This window comes from Bacteroides faecalis, from assembly GCF_003865075.1.
GTDB lineage: Bacteria > Bacteroidota > Bacteroidia > Bacteroidales > Bacteroidaceae > Bacteroides > Bacteroides faecalis.
Window position 1 is genome coordinate 234,364 of the sequence record NZ_BHWB01000006.1, and the last position, 18,302, is coordinate 252,665.

15 protein-coding genes are annotated in these 18,302 nt (G+C 38.7%); all 15 read left to right on the forward strand.

The annotated features are described in order from the left end of the window. The first annotated feature begins 59 nt into the window (after window positions 1-59). Window positions 60-1,268 carry a DUF4934 domain-containing protein gene (locus EJF25_RS12610; protein WP_125041435.1) on the forward strand — a complete coding sequence of 403 codons (1,209 nt, stop codon included), beginning with the start codon at window positions 60-62 and terminating at the stop codon, window positions 1,266-1,268. Window positions 1,269-1,860: 592 nt separating this feature from the next. Next, window positions 1,861-3,147 carry an IS1380-like element ISBf12 family transposase gene (locus tag EJF25_RS12615; protein ID WP_009040242.1) on the forward strand — a complete coding sequence of 429 codons (1,287 nt, stop codon included), beginning with the start codon at window positions 1,861-1,863 and terminating at the stop codon, window positions 3,145-3,147. Between the two features lie 193 nt (window positions 3,148-3,340). Continuing rightward, complete coding sequence (locus tag EJF25_RS12620; RefSeq protein WP_125041436.1) at window positions 3,341-4,303, forward strand: TlpA family protein disulfide reductase; 963 nt, start codon at window positions 3,341-3,343, stop codon at window positions 4,301-4,303. Between the two features lie 203 nt (window positions 4,304-4,506). Next, complete coding sequence (locus EJF25_RS24905; protein WP_160119411.1) at window positions 4,507-4,659, forward strand: hypothetical protein; 153 nt, start codon at window positions 4,507-4,509, stop codon at window positions 4,657-4,659. 214 nt (window positions 4,660-4,873) lie between these two features. After that, a complete protein-coding gene (locus tag EJF25_RS12625; protein WP_370685720.1) occupies window positions 4,874-7,687 on the forward strand; it encodes a TonB-dependent receptor in 2,814 nt (937 codons plus the stop codon). Between the two features lie 4 nt (window positions 7,688-7,691). Further along, entirely contained in the window at window positions 7,692-8,918 is a 1,227-nt protein-coding gene (locus tag EJF25_RS12630; protein WP_125041438.1) for a DUF4876 domain-containing protein, read from the forward strand. Next, on the forward strand, window positions 8,911-10,419 hold the full coding sequence (locus EJF25_RS12635; protein WP_125041439.1) for a DUF6850 family outer membrane beta-barrel protein: 1,509 nt from the start codon (window positions 8,911-8,913) through the stop codon (window positions 10,417-10,419). The genes EJF25_RS12630 and EJF25_RS12635 overlap by 8 nt, the downstream gene beginning before the upstream one ends. A gap of 38 nt (window positions 10,420-10,457) precedes the next feature. Continuing rightward, a complete protein-coding gene (locus EJF25_RS12640) occupies window positions 10,458-11,381 on the forward strand; it encodes an FISUMP domain-containing protein (protein WP_125041440.1) in 924 nt (307 codons plus the stop codon). A gap of 57 nt (window positions 11,382-11,438) precedes the next feature. Beyond that, window positions 11,439-12,026, forward strand: a complete 588-nt coding sequence (locus EJF25_RS12645) for a hypothetical protein (RefSeq protein WP_125041441.1) — start codon at window positions 11,439-11,441, stop codon at window positions 12,024-12,026. Then, the gene (locus EJF25_RS12650) at window positions 12,013-12,579 is read left to right on the forward strand and encodes a PepSY-associated TM helix domain-containing protein (protein WP_125041442.1); all 567 of its coding nucleotides are present in this window, start codon (window positions 12,013-12,015) and stop codon (window positions 12,577-12,579) included. The genes EJF25_RS12645 and EJF25_RS12650 overlap by 14 nt, the downstream gene beginning before the upstream one ends. A gap of 22 nt (window positions 12,580-12,601) precedes the next feature. Beyond that, on the forward strand, window positions 12,602-13,489 hold the full coding sequence (locus EJF25_RS12655; RefSeq protein WP_125041443.1) for an ABC transporter ATP-binding protein: 888 nt from the start codon (window positions 12,602-12,604) through the stop codon (window positions 13,487-13,489). A gap of 6 nt (window positions 13,490-13,495) precedes the next feature. Continuing rightward, on the forward strand, window positions 13,496-14,164 hold the full coding sequence (locus EJF25_RS12660) for a hypothetical protein (RefSeq protein ID WP_125041444.1): 669 nt from the start codon (window positions 13,496-13,498) through the stop codon (window positions 14,162-14,164). A gap of 43 nt (window positions 14,165-14,207) precedes the next feature. Further along, window positions 14,208-15,242: a DUF4857 domain-containing protein gene (locus EJF25_RS12665; protein WP_125041472.1), complete on the forward strand. Its 1,035-nt coding sequence runs from the start codon at window positions 14,208-14,210 to the stop codon at window positions 15,240-15,242. A gap of 210 nt (window positions 15,243-15,452) precedes the next feature. Then, window positions 15,453-16,757, forward strand: coding sequence for a lamin tail domain-containing protein (locus EJF25_RS12670; RefSeq protein WP_125041445.1), 1,305 nt, complete (start codon window positions 15,453-15,455; stop codon window positions 16,755-16,757). A 56-nt stretch (window positions 16,758-16,813) separates the two neighbouring features. Continuing rightward, window positions 16,814-18,295 (forward strand): sodium:solute symporter, encoded by a 1,482-nt coding sequence (locus EJF25_RS12675; protein WP_125041446.1) that lies wholly within the window; start codon window positions 16,814-16,816, stop codon window positions 18,293-18,295. The last annotated feature ends 7 nt before the right edge of the window (window positions 18,296-18,302 follow it).

Sequence of the window (18,302 nt, forward strand, 5' to 3'; positions counted from 1 at the left end):
AAGTGAGCTAGAGATTATTATTGTTACCATTTTTCCGAATCTAATTATTAAAACGCCATGTGAAACATCTGATCATTATAGTATTATCCATATTAGCATTAACAGGTTGTTCTACTAAATCTACGACAGGTAGTTCTAGTAATCCTACAAATGATTCAATAAAAAACATCAGAACAGACCCAGTAGTCATTGATATAACAAAAACTCCTGAAAAGATACTAGTTCTGGAAAAAATCGCAAATATAGAATATATCCCGTTAGAAACAAATGATAGTACATTAGTTAATCGTCCTCGTCCAGATGTTGTTTCAGACCGTTATATTATATATCATAATAGCAATGGTCAGATTTTTGTGTTCAACCGGAAAGGAAAAAGTCTATATTCTTTCAACTACAGAGGAGGAGGGCCGGAAGAATATATTAGCATATATGGTAACATCATTCTAGACGAAGAAAAAGAAGAATTATTTGTTAATGATATTCATAAAGCCAAAATCTTCGTTTATTCAATTGATGGGAAATTTAATCGCAGCTTAGCCTTACCTAGAAAATTTTTTCCTGAATGTTTAATGAATTATGATAAAGATTACCTGTTTTGCCATAACGTTTATTTTCTGGATCACACAGAGGAGTCTGGGGAAAAAATGAATCAGGAAGATTACAGTAAGAGAGATAACCCTTACTTTTTTATTTCGAAACAAACAGGAGAAATAACTCCTTTGAATTATTACATACCTAACAGAATGGGCAGCCAATCCAACGAAATGAAGAATGGACAAAGAATAGCAATTCTAGATATAGGTCTATTTCCTTTATCCCAAAACACTCCGAATATTATGATTACAGAATTTGCAGACGACACCCTTTATTCTTTGAAAGATAGAAAGTTAATACCTATAATGATAAAGAATCCATCAACACATAAAATGGATCCCCCAATGTTGGTAGGAGTTGATTTTTTTACCGATAGATATATCTCCTTATTAGCATGTAAGAAGGAATTCCAAGAGCGCATATCGTCTATTAATATAATTTACGACAAACAGTCTGACGAGTTTTATCGACTTGCTACGCGTCTTCCTATTTCCTTCCCGATGAAAGGCGGCAAAATAGCTTTACCCCATAATACAGGACTTTGTCGTATAACTCCTGAAAGATTACTTAAAGATTATAACGACGGTAAATTGGAAGGAGAATTGAAAGAGATTGCTTCGAAACTTAAAGAAGATGACAATCCGGTATTAATGTTGATCAAATTTAAAGAATAAAGCAATATATGACTAAACACTTATTTCAGGAATTGCAAAACTTGCATTTTATATAAGAAGAGTATATGAAAAAGTATCATTTGATTTATACTTACGACTAAAGATACGGTCAATTCATTAAAAAGAAACAGTCAATTATAACAAATGATGCAGTCAGCTATGAAGGAAAGTAATTTTACATACTTAGAATTCATTAAAAATGCCCGTTAAATACTTTAAAGAACATAGAACTTAGTTGTCGAACACCTTTTTTGATATATCTTTATTACCAATTTATAAAAATCAGAAAGACGACAAATAAAATCTGTAATAATACAAAGTTTCTCAAATTAAATCAGACATATGAAAACAGTAATTCTTTCAATTATACTATCATTTTGTTGCATGTTCACACATGCTCAGCAACGGGTAATAAAAGTAACACTCAATAATATACCACCGTATGATGTTTTAAAATCCTTAATTCCGCAACACTATTATAAATTAAACTTTTTAAGTACCTGAGCAACAAAAAGTTGCTCAGGATTTTGCCATGTCAGAATTTTCACTTATCTTAGTGTTGCAAAAAAAACAAGAGAATCCGACGATAGACATGGCGAAGATACAAATTAAATCTGAGAGACTCACTCCTTTTGGGGGATTATTTTCAATCATGGAGCAATTTGACTCCACATTATCATCTGTAATCGACTCAACCCTCGGTCTAAGGTGTAGATCGTTCGGTTATCAGTACAGCGAAATCATCCGTTCTCTCATGAGTATCTACTTCTGTAGCGGTTCATGTATTGAGGATGTCACTACTCATTTGATGAACCACCTCTCGCTTCATCCGACACTTCGCACTTGTAGCTCTGATACTATCCTCAGGGCGATAAAGGAGTTGACGCAAGAAAACATTTCATACACATCAGATATGGGCAAGACCTACGATTTCAATACGGCTGACACTCTCAATACTTTATTGCTCAATTGTATATTTGCATCTGGCCAACTGAAAGAGGGTGAGATGTATGATGTTGATTTCGACCATCAGTTCATAGAGACAGAGAAGTATGATGCAAAGCCTACATACAAGAAGTTCCTTGGTTATCGCCCTGGCGTGGCGGTTATTGGCGATTTGATAGTCGGTATAGAGAATAGCGATGGTAACACAAATGTTCGTTTCCATCAGAAGGACACGCTGAAGAGGTTCTTTGCGAGATTTGAACAGAATGGGCTCACTATCAATCGCTTCAGAGCTGATTGTGGATCATGTTCCGAGGAAATCGTGGAGGAAATAGAAAAACACTGCAAGTCCTTCTATATCCGTGCTAACCGCTGCAGTTCGATCTACAATGACACCTTTGCTCTCAAAGGCTGGAAAACTGAGGAAATCAATGGCATTGAGTTTGAATTGAACTCTATCCTTGTTGAGAAGTGGAAAGGTAAGGCATATCGACTTGTGATTCAAAGACAGAAACGGATGGATGGTGTGCAGGATTTTTGGGAAGGAGAATACACATACCGTTGTATCCTGACTAACGACTATGATTCTTCCGTAAGAGAAATTGTCGAGTTCTATAACCTTCGTGGAGGAAAGGAACGTATCTTCGATGATATGAACAATGGTTTCGGGTGGGACAGATTGCCCAAATCCTTCATGGCAGAGAACACAGTGTTCCTTCTTCTTACAGCACTTATCCGTAACTTTTACAAGGCCATTATTCAAAGACTTGACGTAAAGAAGTTCGGGCTCAATGCAACAAGTCGCATAAAAGCGTTTGTCTTCAGGTTTATCTCTGTACCAGCCAAGTGGATCAGGACATCAAGGCGGTATGTGCTGAACATCTATACCTGTAATAATGCTTACGCAGATGTTTTCCAGACTGATTTTGGATAATGCCTACAACTTATGGGAATGATATTGTGTATTGCCTCAAGTCACATTGTGGGGTAAGGGGATATTGTAGGCAGAAGTGGGTGCTTCAAGTTCAAATTATCTGCAAATTCAGTAATGAGAGGACGTGTAAACGCAATAAGGACGTTCAAGGGCTTAGTTGCGGATTTGAGGAAAATGTAGAACAACATCTAATTTGACAGAAAACACAGAATACTTAGGCGATTACCAAGCTAATACAAATAGTTGGTTGTATCAGATCCCGGATTCTATTCTTGATCAAGCCCAATACTTTCAATTCTTTGGTAAACGTAATGACTCACCAAAAATTAAGTTCATGCATCCATGCTTCAGAGTTATTGCAGATAAAGACTCAACACTCTTTTTCACAGCACTTTCTTATCTGGACAATGCTGATACTTTATTCATACATGCTAAGTTTGTGTATCAAGACACAATCAGAAACAGTACTTTTTATGGTATAAACAATGTTATCATAAGTCCTAGATTTGATCTTATAAATCCTTCTTCTGAGCTACGAAGAACTCTCACTAACAAGAACGACCTATACGTAAAATACAAAGACTTGACAACAGATCAACTCTATGATAAGTTTTACCATATGATTTCACAAGCTCCTGATTCGCATAGCAATACTCTGCTACTCTATGATAAAAAGGAATCATTCTCTACCGAACAATTAATTTCACTCAGAAACTTGTTTTCAAAGCAGCAAAAACAAAGCCATTATGGACAAAAGCTCAATGAATATATTAAAATACTCACTGATAAATTCTCTGACACGAAGCTAATAAACCGCCTGACGGAGCAGAAAGAAACAATTATCAGTAACGAAAACAAATATACCCTACTCATCTTTTCCGCTTCATGGTGTGGTCCATGTCACAAATTAATTCCTCTTTTAAAAGAACTCCATGAAAAAAAGAAAGATGTAATTGATTTCGTGTATATTACTTTAGATGACCCTAAGCAGTTACCAGCTTGGAATAAACTCATGAAAGAAGAAGAAATTCCTTGGCGATCATTGAGTGTAAACGGAAAGATCAACGAAATAAGAGACCAATATAAGGTTCCCTCTATCCCATTTTGTTACTTGATTTATCCTCAGAAAATGAAAGCTGAAATTGTTGAAGTATGAAAGGCTGAGGACAAATTAAAAATAGAAAGTTTACAACTGCCATAAAGTTTTATTCTACATAAAAATTGAAGATTATGAAAAAGATGGCATATCAGATAAAACAAAAATAAAATGCATATCTTCAAAAGATATTATTTTTACTATGGTTCAAAAAACTTATCCACTTATTACTACTTTTCCATCAAATATTCTATGATTTATACATGGGTAGTTCTATTGGAGGAGAAATTGGTATTGTACCGGATATTGAAGTCAAAAGCAGCATTCAGGGGATTCGTGAAGGACGTGACAAGGTATTAGAAGCTGCTATAGATTATATTAACAAAAAAGTCGCGACATCAGGTACTTCTAAATAAAACAATTATAGCATATAATTTATTAGTTATTTAGGAACAACAGCAGTTGTTTATTTAACGCATCAATAGTTGAAAATCAATTATTATTGTTCGCTCATCGCTAATTATAGGTATCATTCCACCTAAAAACCACTATTTATTGTGATTGCCAGAAAGCAATTCTATAGTGAACTTTGCACAAAATTTAACGATGAGATCTTTCCGACTAAAAATAATGCTGTTAGGGCTCTTTTGTTTTACTATATTCAAAGTTGCCGCTGAGCCGGATGTATTTGTGATTTCGGGTCGTATATCCGAAGAGAAGACTCATTATCTATTGCCTGGCGCATCCATTACAGTTAAGAGCTCTTATCTATGGGCTGTGTCCAACCAAAAAGGAGAATTCACAATACAGGGAGTTCAGAAAGGGAAATATGAACTGGAAGTTTCTTTTCTAGGCTATGTAACTGCCATCGTTCCCGTTAATGTCCATGAAGACATCAAAGATTTAGATATACAACTCAAAGAGAATACTCTGGCACTAGACGATGTGGTTATTACTGCACAAGCGCCTAAAAACGAATTAAATACAACTCTCATCATTGGGAGTAACGCTTTAGAACATCTTCAAGTCTCTAATGTTAGTGACATATCCTCTCTCCTTCCCGGTGGAAAGACAAAAGTGCCCGACTTAACTACCAACAATGTATTTTCATTGAGAGACGGTGGATCAACCGCAGGAAATGCAGCTTTCGGCACAGCAGTAGCGGTAGACGGAATACGCATGGGAAACAATGCTTCTTTCGGCAATATGAACGGAATAGACACGCGTAGCATTGCTGTTGCAAACATTGAATCAGTAGAAGTCATGACGGGAGTACCCTCGGCGGAGTATGGTGATTTGAACAGTGGCATGGTCAATATCCGTACCAAGAAAGGTAAAACACCCTGGGAAATTCTACTAGCCATTAATCCTCGTACTGAACAACTTTCATTCTCCAAAGGGATCGATTTAGAAAATGATAAAGGCATTGTCAATTTCAGTGGGGAGTGGACCAAAGCAACTCAAAAGTTGTCTTCACCCTACAGCTCTTATACACGAAGAGGTTTCTCCGTAGGCTATAACAATACTTTCCAAGAAGCTTTCCGTTTCAACATTGGATTTACCGGTAATATCGGAGGTATGAATACCAAAGATGATCCGGATGCATACACCGGTGAATACACTAAAGTAAGAGACAATGTATTCCGCGTAAACACATCATTGAATTGGTTACTTAACAAATCATGGATTACAAACGTTAAGTTTGATGCATCAGTATATTACAACGACAATTACTCGCATGCACATACTCCCTACTCTTATGCTTCTGAGCAACCAGCCGTACATACCGAAGCAGAAGGCTATTTCCTTGCCGGCAAACTACCTTATTCTTTTTTTGCCGATCAGATTATCAATTCTAAAGAGTTGGATTATGCGGCTTCTTTCAAATATGAATGGAACCGTCGTTTCAAACAAATTAATAATAGCCTGGCAGCAGGAATTCAATGGAAAGCAACAGGCAATGTGGGAAAAGGAGAGTATTATAAAGATCCTTCGTTAGCTCCCAACGGATATCGTCCCCGTTCCTATACATCTTATCCATATATGCACAATGTGGCATTCTATGTGGAAGAAAGTCTGTCAGTCCCCATTGGAAATACGACGTTAAGACTTATGGCAGGTCTACGCTGGGAAAATCTATTTATTAGCGGAACTGAATATAAAAGTCTGAATACCTTATCGCCACGTTTCAATGCCAAATGGGAGTTGAACCGGAACATTGCTATCCGGGGAGGATGGGGAGTCGCAGAAAAGTTACCTTCTTACTATACTCTCTACCCTCGACAGGAGTATCGTGATATACAGACTTTCGGAGTTTCTTATAATAGTAACGAGACATCCTATGTTTATTATAGTCAGCCTTATATATTATTACACAATAGTAATCTCCGTTGGCAACGAAACCAGAATGCGGAACTGGGAATTGACATGGATATCGCAAAAACAAAAGTTTCACTGGTTGGATACTTCAACCGTACCAAGAATCCTTATAAATATAGCAATGCCTATACACCATTTTCTTATGATGTCCTCCAACTACCAGATGGATTCAATATGCCTACTAATCCATTGATTAATGTGGATAGTCAAACCGGAATGGTGTATATCCGCGGAAATGAATCGGAAGCCTGGACCCCGATGGATGTAAAAGTTACAAACCGCACATTCATTAACTCTATTTCTCCGGATAACGGACCTGATATTACCCGACGTGGAACGGAAATGATTGTTGATTTCCCCGAAATAACTCCTCTCCGTACACAGATTCGCTTGGACGCAGCTTATACTTATACAAAGTATATAGATAACTCTCTTTCTTACTATTATCAAACAGGATGGTCGCATACCGGTATCCCCAACCGCTCTTACCAATATGTAGGTATCTATGCTAGTGGAGATAATTCATCATCCACAGCCAACGGAAAACGTACCCATTCATTGGATGCCAATATCACAGCAACCACTCATATACCAAAAGCCAGACTGATTTTTTCATTCAGATTGGAAGCTTCGCTACTGAAACGGTCGCAAAACCTGTCCGAATACAACGGTAAAGAGTATGCTTTTAATGTCAGTGAAAGTAGTAATGCCACAACAGGAGGCAGTATTTATGATGGAAATTCATATACGGCAATTTATCCGGTAGCTTATCTCGACCTTAATAATGAAGTACACCCCTTCACCGAAAAAGAAGCAAAGAATGCTGCTTTCGCAAACCTGATACGAAAATCGGGAAATGCGTACACATTTGCCGCAGATGGATATGATCCTTATTTTTCAGCCAATATAAATATTACCAAAGAAATTGGTGATCATGTATCGTTGTCACTTAACGCTATCAACTTTACAAATTCGCGGAAATATGTTACTTCTTACGCCACAGGAGTAAGTGCTATCTTCACCCCTAATTTCTATTATGGCTTAACCTGTCGCATAAAACTCTAGAACAATGAAGCATTTATCATACATATTTATAACGATTCTCACTATAAGTGGTTGTATGGACATCAACAAGGACAATCCTTATGATGATCAATTGCACACACTCCGGATAACGGCAATTTATCCTGAAGATTACAGTAGTTATCTCCGGGAAGGAGCTACTGTAAAAATAGAAGATATCAATCGAGGAAATACTTATAAAGCAACAACAGACAAGAATGGAATTGTTTCTTTTGATCTGACCAACGGACTATACCGGGTACAAGTCAGTGATAGAGCAGACCGCGATATTTTCAATGGATTGGCAGACAATGTAAAACTTGTAAATGGAGATATCACGCTCAACATTCCTCTGACTCACTCCAGATCCGGTGCTATTGTTATCAAAGAGATTTATTGCGGAGGATGTACCAAGCTTCCGATTGAAGGTAATTATCAGTCCGATAAGTACATTATCCTACACAATAATACATCTGAAACACAATATCTGGACCAGCTGTGTTTTGGTACACTGGACCCTTACAATTCACAGGCAACCAATGTCTGGGTGTCACAAGACCCTACCACAGGAGTTACAATTTTCCCCGAATTCGTACCTATTGCCCAAAGTATCTGGCAATTCGGCGGTGATGGACAATCTTTTCCTATGGCTCCGGGAGAAGATGCAGTGGTCGTGATAGGCGGAGCCATTAACCATGCTGCCCAATATCCCTTATCGGTGAATCTGAATAAACCCGGATATTTCGTCTGCTACAATCCTGTATATTTCTGGAATACGCTATATCATCCGGCACCGGGTGATCAGATTAATCCCGATCATTACCTGAATGTGGTGATAAAGACCGGACAAGCAAATGCCTATACCTTCTCCGTTTTTTCTCCTGCTACGGTTATTTTTAAAGCGCAAAATACCACTATACAAGAATTTGTAAACAACGAAAACAATGTGATTCAAAAACCGGGAAGTACCATAGACCGGGTTGTAAAAATACCGAATGAATGGATACTGGACGGTGTAGAAATATACTATGGCGGTTCTTCAAATAATAAGAAACGTTTGTCTCCCTCTATCGATGCAGGGTACGTAACTCAAAGTGCTCTGTATGACGGAAAAACGCTATTCCGTCGCACAGATGAGGAAGCATCAAATGAAGCTGGTTACGAAATATTGGAAGACACCAACAATTCTTCCAACGATTTTTATGAACGAGAAAAACAATCTTTGCATGACTGATAAAAAAAGAATATATATAGGATGTCTTCTGTTGTGCATGGTATCTGGTATCTCAGCACAATCATATGACATTATAGAACGTCGGAACCCCTGGAATGCAGGTACAAACGTTACAGGTATCATGTTGGACAGCCTTACTACCTCCTATGCCGAACTATATGGAAAGAACACTCATGGTGATTTCCGCAATTATTATGAGGCAAACCAACTTTGGAGTGCCGGGGCAGTAGCCAAATCGATCACTCATCTGAAAAATTATTCTCTGACAGGTTCATTCTCATTCGATCAGACTTCCGACAAAAACATGTGTGGTTCTATGTTTATTCATCCGGGATTTTATCCGGTAGATATATTGGAATTTACTCCCGGACGCAAAGACTTACAAACCTACTCCTTCATGGGGGGTATTGCAACAAACATCGCTCCCCATTGGCGTATCGGTGGTAAGATGAATTTCGCCTCTGCCAACTATTCAAAGCGCAAAGATCTACGACATACCAACTATCGGTTAGATCTTAAAGTGGCTCCGGGAATTATGTATTATTCTAATGATTATGCAATCGGACTTTCTTATATTTTCGGAAAGAACAGTGAGTCTGTCAAAGCTGAAGAAGTAGGAACAGCCTCAACACCTTATTATGCTTTTCTGGATAAAGGGCTGATGTATGGAGCTTACGAAACATGGGAAGGTAGTGGTATTCATCTGAATGAATCGGGCATCAATGGATTTCCTATCAAAGAGCTATCTCACGGAATAGCTGTCCAACTACAGTGGAAGTCGTTCTATGGAGATGTGGAATATAGTCATTCTTCCGGTTCAGCCGGAGAGAAAGAGAGTATTTGGTTCAAGTTCCCTACACACCGGATCACTTCACATCTGAATTATCGTTTCACACGAGGGAAAGCCGAACATTTCATACGTTTGAATTTAACTTGGTCACACCAGGTTAATAATGAAAATGTGTTGGGAGAAGAGACTTCCAATGGGGTGACAACCACTTATGTCTATGGCTCCAACCGTATCTTTGAAAGAAATATATTCTCTGTTCAACCAGAATACGAGTTGATAAACCGATGTGGAGAGTTACGTGCCGGAATGAATATAACTGCATCCAAAAGTCTCACAACTCAAATGTTTCCCTATTCTGTCTCACAAACAATGATTTGTGGAGATGCGTATCTTTCCGGAACAGTCCATCTCGGACGATTTGATCTGAAAGTTACAGGTAGTTTCTCTACCGGAAACTATTCAGAAAAGGATAAGACAGCTAATACAAACACAGAAGCCGGCGATCCTCCTTATCGTTTGATGGATTATTATAATCTGCAAAATGAATATGCGACGGCTTCACGTGTCATGTTTAATCTTGGCGTAAGATATAATTTCCATCGTGGTATTTATGCAGAGATTCAGACAAGTTACACACATGGCTTCAATTTGAAGTATATAGAAGGAGCAAGTCGGTGGAATGAAGCAATCAAGTTAGGTTATACATTTTAAACTAATAAATCTATTATATAATTTAAATTTATCGAAATATGAAAAAGTATTTAATGTTTATGCTCGCAGCAGCTTTTATGGCATCTTGTAGTGATAATAATGAAAACTTGCCTGAAGACGATGGAGATGATTCTGGAAAAACTTCCGTCTTTGAAGAACATGATGGTTATTTCATTTATCATGGAGAAACTTACAAAACTGTTAAACTTGCTAACGGGACGACTTGGATGGCGGAACCATTACGGTATGTACCGGAAGGATATACTCCATCAGGTGATCCTACAACTGATTCTCATATATGGTATCCATACAGATTAATAGTAAACGAAGGTAATAACACTATCAATGCAGACAATTTTGAAGTGCTAAAAGACGAAACTTCCATTAAAAAACATGGATATCTCTACGATATGTATGCAGCACTCGGAGGCAAAGAGGTAACAGAAGATAATTGTTATGAATTTGAAGGGACACAAGGTATATGTCCCGAAGGATGGCATATCCCCACACATGCAGAATATCTTGCTCTTGTAGGCAACACCACAAAAGATGTTGATGGTAATACTCCGTCAGATGCAGAAAAAGCTAAAGCCATTTTCTATAATAAAGATTATGATGGAGCTAAAATACAATCATTCATTGATGCGGGATTAAATTATCAATTTTCCGGAGTTCGTATGTCAACAGGCTATACAAGTACCCCCAAATATCAACTTAATGTAATTGGTAAGGGAAATAGTACCAAAACTGAATGGTATGAAAGTCCCGCAATGAACTACTATATGACTTCAACTGCATATAAGCCTAGTTATAATAGTACTACTAATATACTTTCTAATATTCAGTTCTTCGGACTAATGAGCACTTTCACTTTAGCTAAATATCCGGAAGGTAGATTAACCTTAGCTTATATAAGTGTACTTAGTGGACAAACGCTTCGTTGTGTAAAAGACCAGAAATAAAAAACAAATCTATAAATATTCAACAAATTACATACTACTAAAAATAAAGCTATAATAATGAAAACAAGAAAACTAAGCCTTGCAATCGCCTTATTTGCGATTGCTATTATCGGAACTTCCTGTGGAAACAAACAACAGAAAAACGTATCTGAAGCTACAACTGAACAAACAACCTCGTCTGCTCTGGAAATAGATTCGTTACTTGCAAACGCTGAAAACCTGGCAAACAAAGAAGTAACCATCCAAGGCGTTTGCACTCATACCTGTAAACACGGAGCAAAGAAAATCTTCTTGATGGGTAGTGACGATACACAAGTAATTCGTGTAGAATCCGGAGAATTAGGAGCTTTCGACCCGAAGTGTGTAAACTCCATGGTACGTGTTACCGGAACATTGAAAGAACAACGCATCGACGAAGCTTATCTCCAGAACTGGGAAGCTCAACTTAAAGCACAAGCTGCAGAGAATCATGGAACCGGAGAAGCCGGATGCGATTCTGAAAAGAAAGCTCGTGGTGAAACAGCCAACACTCCCGAAGCACGTATCGCTGACTTCCGGGCTAAAATAGCTGACCAAAAGACAAAAACCGGTAAGGAGTATTTATCATTCTATTTCATGGAAGCTACCTCCTATGAAGTTGAGTAGTGAGATTCGTAAATGGAGCCGGTTGATACACCGTGACTTGTCATTTTTCTTTTCCGGAATGGTATTGATATATGCCATTTCCGGAATTGTAATGAATCACCGTGATACCATCAATCCCAATTTCTCCATTGAACGAAAAAAATATAAGATAACTGAGAAACTGCCGGACAAAGCCCGAATGAGCAAGGACAGAGTACTCACATTACTTCAACCATTGGGAGAAGAGAACAACTACACGAAACATTATTTTCCGAAAACGGAACTGATGAAAGTATTTTTGAAAGGTGGCTCCAATCTGCAAGTAAACGTTCAGACGGGAGAAGCAGTTTACGAATCTGTAACCCGTCGCCCGTTAATCGGTGCAATGTCTCGTTTGCATTACAATCCCGGGAAATGGTGGACGTACTTCGCAGATATTTTTGCTGTCGGACTCATTATCATCACTCTTTCCGGTATCATTATGCTGAAAGGGAATAAAGGCATTATTGGCAGAGGGGGAATAGAACTAGTGGCCGGAGTCCTCATTCCGATTCTTTTCCTTCTCTTCTTTTGAATAGAATAATAAATAAAATTGAATGGAACAAATTATAGAATGTAACAATCTGACGCATTACTATGGCAAACGATTGATTTACGAAAATCTAAGTTTCACAGTGCCTCAAGGACGTATCCTGGGACTTTTAGGAAAAAACGGTACCGGTAAAACCACGACTATTAATATTCTGAGCGGCTACCTGAAACCACATTCGGGAGAATGCCGCATCTTCGGTCAGGAGATACAAACAATATCTCCGGCCTTACGTCGTAATATCGGGCTACTGATTGAAGGTCATGTACAATATCAGTTCATGACCATCACACAGATAGAGAAATTCTATGCAGCCTTTTATCCGGGACAATGGAAGAAAGAGGCATACTACGAACTGATGAATAAACTGAAAGTAGCTCCGGGACAGCGAATCTCACGTATGTCTTGCGGACAACGTTCGCAAGTAGCCTTAGGGTTAATCCTTGCACAGAATCCCGAATTGTTGGTATTGGATGACTTCTCGCTCGGACTCGATCCCGGCTATCGCCGTCTGTTTGTAGACTATTTACGTGATTATGCCCGTTCTGAAGGTAAAACAGTCTTTCTTACTTCGCACATTATTCAGGATATGGAACGCCTGATAGATGACTGCATTATGATGGATTATGGGAAAATATTGATTCAGAAACCTATTGCAGAACTGCTGGAAAAAGGGCGCTGCTACACTTGCACTGTCCCCGAAGGGTATGAATTTCCTGCCTCTGACGATTTCTATCATCCCTCCATCATGCGAAACCAATTGGAAACGTTTTCTTTCCTTTCACCGGAAGAGGCAGAGACCAAACTGAAATTAATGGCAGTGCCTTATACAGACCTGCATAGTAAACACGTGAACTTGGAAGACGCTTTCATCGGTCTGACAGGTAAATACTAAAAAAGAATGTACGCTATATTTTATAAAGAATGGATAAAGACACGGTGGTATTTCCTACTTGCCGTAGTCACGACGCTAGGTTTTACGGGATATTGCATGCTCCGCATCAACCGAGTAATAGAAATGAAAGGTGTTGCGCATGTATGGGAGGTCATGCTGGAAAGAGATGCCATATTCATTGATATGATGCAATATATACCATTGATTGCTGGCATCTTGATGGCGATTGTACAATTTGTCCCCGAAATGCAACGCAAATGTCTGAAATTAACTCTCCATTTGCCTTATCCCGAATTAAAAATGACAGGAAACATGTTACTTTCCGGATTGATACTTCTATTGGTTTGCTTCGCTTCCAATTTCCTATTAATGGAGATTTACTTGAATACTGTATTAGTCCATGAGCTGAAAAACCATATTCTACTAACTGCTCTGACATGGTATCTTGCGGGAATATCCGGTTATTTGCTGATCTCATGGGTCTGCCTCGAACCAGCTTGGAAACGTCGCATCATCAATCTTGTGATCACCGTATTACTGCTGCGCGTTTTCTTTCTGTCACCCACGCCGGAAGCTTACAATAAATTTCTACCCTATCTGTTGGTCTACACATTGCTGACTGCCTCTTTCTCATGGCTTTCCATCATACGATTTAAAGTCGGCAAACAAGACTGAAGATACGAAGAATGAAGAACTAAAAATGAAGAATTAAATGAAGATGAAACGTTTCAGCAACATATTATTTTATGCCACCATTGCCCTTCTGCTTCTTTGGCAGTTGCCATGGTGTTACAATTTCTTTTTCGTAAAGGCGGAAAAGAATCCTTTTACACTTTATAGTTTCGTGATGAATGATTTCGTACAGATAGGACAAGAGGAAGGAAAAGGAACGGTTCGCCGCGATCTTGCAGGGAATATTTATTCGGAAACAGCTTTCGACAGTATCCTTCCCATGTTTTACTTTCGTCAGTTGATGTCTGATGAACGTTTCCCAGATACAATAAATGGAATAGCAGTAACTCCCAAAATGGTACAGACCGAAAACTTTAATTTCCGAAGTGTGCCTTCAGATATTAATGCTCCGATTATCGGGCTCTATCCACTCTTGGAATCCATGTCCGGACGTGTGGATTTAAAAATGCCCGATGATGTATTCCGTATAAACTCCAAAGGGATAGAATTTATCGATATGGCTTCCAACAGTGTGAAGGAGAAGAAAAGTCTTCAATTCACCGAGGCTATGGCAAAGAAAGGGTTCCATTTTCCTGCTACCAGCATCGCCGGAAACCCGACTGTGAAAAAAGAATATGACGAAGGGTATCTATTACTGGACGCCGACCGTCATTTATTCCATCTGAAACAAGTGAAAGGACGTCCTTATGTACGTGCCATCAAATTACCGGAAGGAGTAACTTTGAAACATCTTTATCTGACAGAGTTTAAAAACAAAAAGACTCTTGCTTTGATGACGGATGTCAATAATAGATTCTATGTTTTGAGGAATCGGACATACGATCTGGTAAAAACCGGAGTCCCTTCATTCAATCCGGAAACAGATGTTATGACTATCATAGGAAACATGTTCGACTGGACAGTCCGGGTTACAACTCCTGAAACTGATAATTATTATGCATTGAATGCAGACGACTATTCATTGATAAAGGAGCTGGAACAGAAATTTACCAATCATTCAATACCCGGTCTTAGTTTTACTTCTTATGCTAATAAATATGTAATGCCTCACTTCGAATAAAAGACTATTTCCCACTACGAGCTACACAATCTCGGTGTAGCTCGTTACATTTCCACCAAAAAGCGATAAATAAACCATATTTTTTCTTTTTGGGACAAAAAAGATTGACTCCATAAACATATTCCGAAAGTTCTACTGTATCTTTGTGGTATCAAAAGCCGAAATCGAGAAAAGCCCATACGGCCCTAAACAACGAATAAAATCGACCGTATGAAGTTCTATCAATTATTCAGCATGATATGCTGCCTCATCCTCGGCAGCTGCGCACTAAACATTGAAGATGAAGAAAAGGAAGAAGAGGGAAATGATGATTCTGTAACTCAACTTGCCTGGTCGGGAGAAACCGACAAATTTACAATTACTTCAAAAGAGGGAGTACGGCTGGATGATCCACAAGAAGCCGCCGGAACAGCTTATCTCGCTTTTCCTTCTTCCTCGGTAAGAAATACCCGTTGGGAATTCGGGGTGAAACTAACTTTTAATCCTTCTGCCAATAATTATGCCCGCTTTTATCTTACCTCTTCCACAGCAACTTTGTCCAATACTCTAAATGGTTATTATCTCCAAATTGGAGGAGCTAAAGATAATGTCGCTCTTTATCGTCAGAATGAGAATAAATCTGTATTACTCGCTTCAGGAAGAGAACTAATGAAAGGAAACAACTCTCCCAAACTGTATATCAAAGTGGAATGTGACAACAATGGTTACTGGACTTTCTGGACGCGGCTGGAATCAGAAAATGAATATACGAGAGAAAAACAGATAAGAGATACAAGCATCCAAAGTTCTGAATATTGTGGCATATACTGTGTTTATACCAAAAGTCGTTGCAACGGATTCACGTTTCATCACATTCAACTCTCAAATGATGTGGCAACGACCACTGATCCGGACGGATCGGAAGAGGTTCCCGATAATCCGGATACTCCCGACGAACCGGATACTCCGGAAGATCCTGATATACCTAGTTATCCGGAAGATGTGAGAAATCTGTTAGTGTTCAATGAAGTCATGTATGATAACGCAACAGATGGTGCAGAATATATAGAGCTTTACAATCCTTCGGATCAGATGGTTTCTATTCCACCATTCAAATTATTAAGATATGTCGCTGATGAATCCGGTACAACGCAAACCACTACAACAGCGGTGTTAGAGCCATCTGACGGTAGTCTAGTCATAAATATTCCGTCTCATGAATACATTTGTTTCACCAAATCCGTAAGTACTTTGATTAAAAAGCATAAAGTAAGTGGAGAAACAATGATAGAAACGACGAAGTTTCCACGAATAAACAATGAAGGAGGTTATCTTGCCATAGTCACCAATGAAGAACAGCCCCGACTTATTGATAAATGCGGCTATTCCGACCAGATACATACCGACAAAAAAAGGAAACAAGGTGTATCCCTAGAGAAAAAATCACCGGAGCTAGCTTCTGCTTTCAGTAGGAACTGGACCTCCTCAAAAAATGCGACCGGTGGCACTCCCGGAATAAAAAACTCTCAAGAATAAGTGTATCTATGAGATTTTATCTACATTTGTAGGAAAGAAATGAAAAATAACACAAAATGAGTCCGATTGCCGTAACCATCACCATCATTGCCTATTTTGCATTATTGTTCACCGTTTCATACATTGCGGGACGGAAAGCAGACAACGAAGGATTCTTTGTAGGCAACCGAAAGTCAAGTTGGTATGTAGTAGCTTTTGCTATGATAGGTTCTACTATTTCCGGAGTGACTTTTGTATCTGTACCGGGCATGGTAGGGAGCAGTTGTTTCTCCTATCTCCAAATGGTACTTGGGTTTATTGTCGGACAGTTCATCATTGCGTTTATACTTGTCCCTCTTTTCTATCGAATGAACTTGGTGTCCATCTACGAATATCTGGAAAATCGGTTTGGAACTTCATCATATCGGACAGGGGCTTGGTTCTTTTTTATCTCTAAGATGTTGGGAGCAGCCGTCCGCCTTTTCTTGGTATGCCTTACTCTTCAATTGCTTGTATTCGAACCTTTCCATCTTCCGTTTATCCTGAATGTAGCTATTACTGTAGCTTTGGTTTGGCTTTATACCTTCCGCGGAGGAGTAAAATCGCTGATCTGGACAGATTCTCTGAAAACCTTTTGTCTGGTTGTTTCGGTTGTGCTGTGCATTTATTATATAGCTTCGGATTTGAAACTTAATTTCGGAGGATTAGTAAATACGATCTCAGATAGTGAGCTTTCACGTATATTCTTTTTTGACGATATCAACGACAAACGATATTTCTTCAAACAATTTCTGGCAGGAGTCTTCACTGTCATCGCAATGAATGGTTTAGATCAGGATATGATGCAACGCAATCTGAGTTGCAAGAACTTCCGGGATTCTCAGAAGAATATGATCACCAGCAGTATCTCACAATTCTTTGTCATCTTACTTTTTCTGATGTTAGGTGTATTACTCTATACTTTCGTTGCGCAGCAAGGGCTTACTGCTCCTTCAAAGAGTGACGAGCTCTTTCCTATGATAGCAACCAGTAGTTATTTCCCCGGTATCGTCGGTATTTTGTTTATTATAGGGTTAGTCTCATCCGCCTATTCCGCTGCCGGATCAGCATTAACAGCTCTGACTACCTCTTTTACAGTAGACATATTGCACGCTAAAAGCAAAGAAGAAGCAACCTTGAGCAAACTTCGTAAACGGGTTCACATCAGCATGGCAGTTGTGATGGGGATAGTCATATTTGTATTCGGTTTGCTCAATAACACCAGTGTTATCGATGCTGTATATACTTTAGCCAGCTATACATACGGACCAATTCTCGGTCTGTTCGCTTTCGGCATTTTCACCAAGAAACAAATAAACGATAAATATATTCCATTCGTAGCCATTCTTTCTCCTATACTTTGCTACATCCTTCAAAGTAATTCGGAAGCATGGTTCAATGGATATCAAATTAGTTACGAGCTACTGATACTCAATGCATTCTTTACTTTCCTGGGACTTTGTCTGCTCATCAAAAGAAAAGAGAAACATGTAGTATCTGCCACCCGTACCATAAAATAACAAATAA

Bases quoted from the DNA above. Each gene is read 5' to 3' on its own strand.
- EJF25_RS12665 (WP_125041472.1), top strand. From the start codon at position 14,208: ATGAAACGTTTCAGCAACATATTATTTTATGCCACCATTGCCCTTCTG.
- EJF25_RS12650 (WP_125041442.1), top strand. From the start codon at position 12,013: ATGAAGTTGAGTAGTGAGATTCGTAAATGGAGCCGGTTGATACACCGT.
- EJF25_RS12655 (WP_125041443.1), top strand. From the start codon at position 12,602: ATGGAACAAATTATAGAATGTAACAATCTGACGCATTACTATGGCAAA.
- EJF25_RS12640 (WP_125041440.1), top strand. From the start codon at position 10,458: ATGAAAAAGTATTTAATGTTTATGCTCGCAGCAGCTTTTATGGCATCT.
- EJF25_RS12630 (WP_125041438.1), top strand. From the start codon at position 7,692: ATGAAGCATTTATCATACATATTTATAACGATTCTCACTATAAGTGGT.
- EJF25_RS12615 (WP_009040242.1), top strand. From the start codon at position 1,861: ATGGCGAAGATACAAATTAAATCTGAGAGACTCACTCCTTTTGGGGGA.
- EJF25_RS12675 (WP_125041446.1), top strand. From the start codon at position 16,814: ATGAGTCCGATTGCCGTAACCATCACCATCATTGCCTATTTTGCATTA.
- EJF25_RS12660 (WP_125041444.1), top strand. From the start codon at position 13,496: ATGTACGCTATATTTTATAAAGAATGGATAAAGACACGGTGGTATTTC.
- EJF25_RS24905 (WP_160119411.1), top strand. From the start codon at position 4,507: ATGGGTAGTTCTATTGGAGGAGAAATTGGTATTGTACCGGATATTGAA.
- EJF25_RS12645 (WP_125041441.1), top strand. From the start codon at position 11,439: ATGAAAACAAGAAAACTAAGCCTTGCAATCGCCTTATTTGCGATTGCT.
- EJF25_RS12635 (WP_125041439.1), top strand. From the start codon at position 8,911: ATGACTGATAAAAAAAGAATATATATAGGATGTCTTCTGTTGTGCATG.
- EJF25_RS12625 (WP_370685720.1), top strand. From the start codon at position 4,874: ATGCTGTTAGGGCTCTTTTGTTTTACTATATTCAAAGTTGCCGCTGAG.
- EJF25_RS12670 (WP_125041445.1), top strand. From the start codon at position 15,453: ATGAAGTTCTATCAATTATTCAGCATGATATGCTGCCTCATCCTCGGC.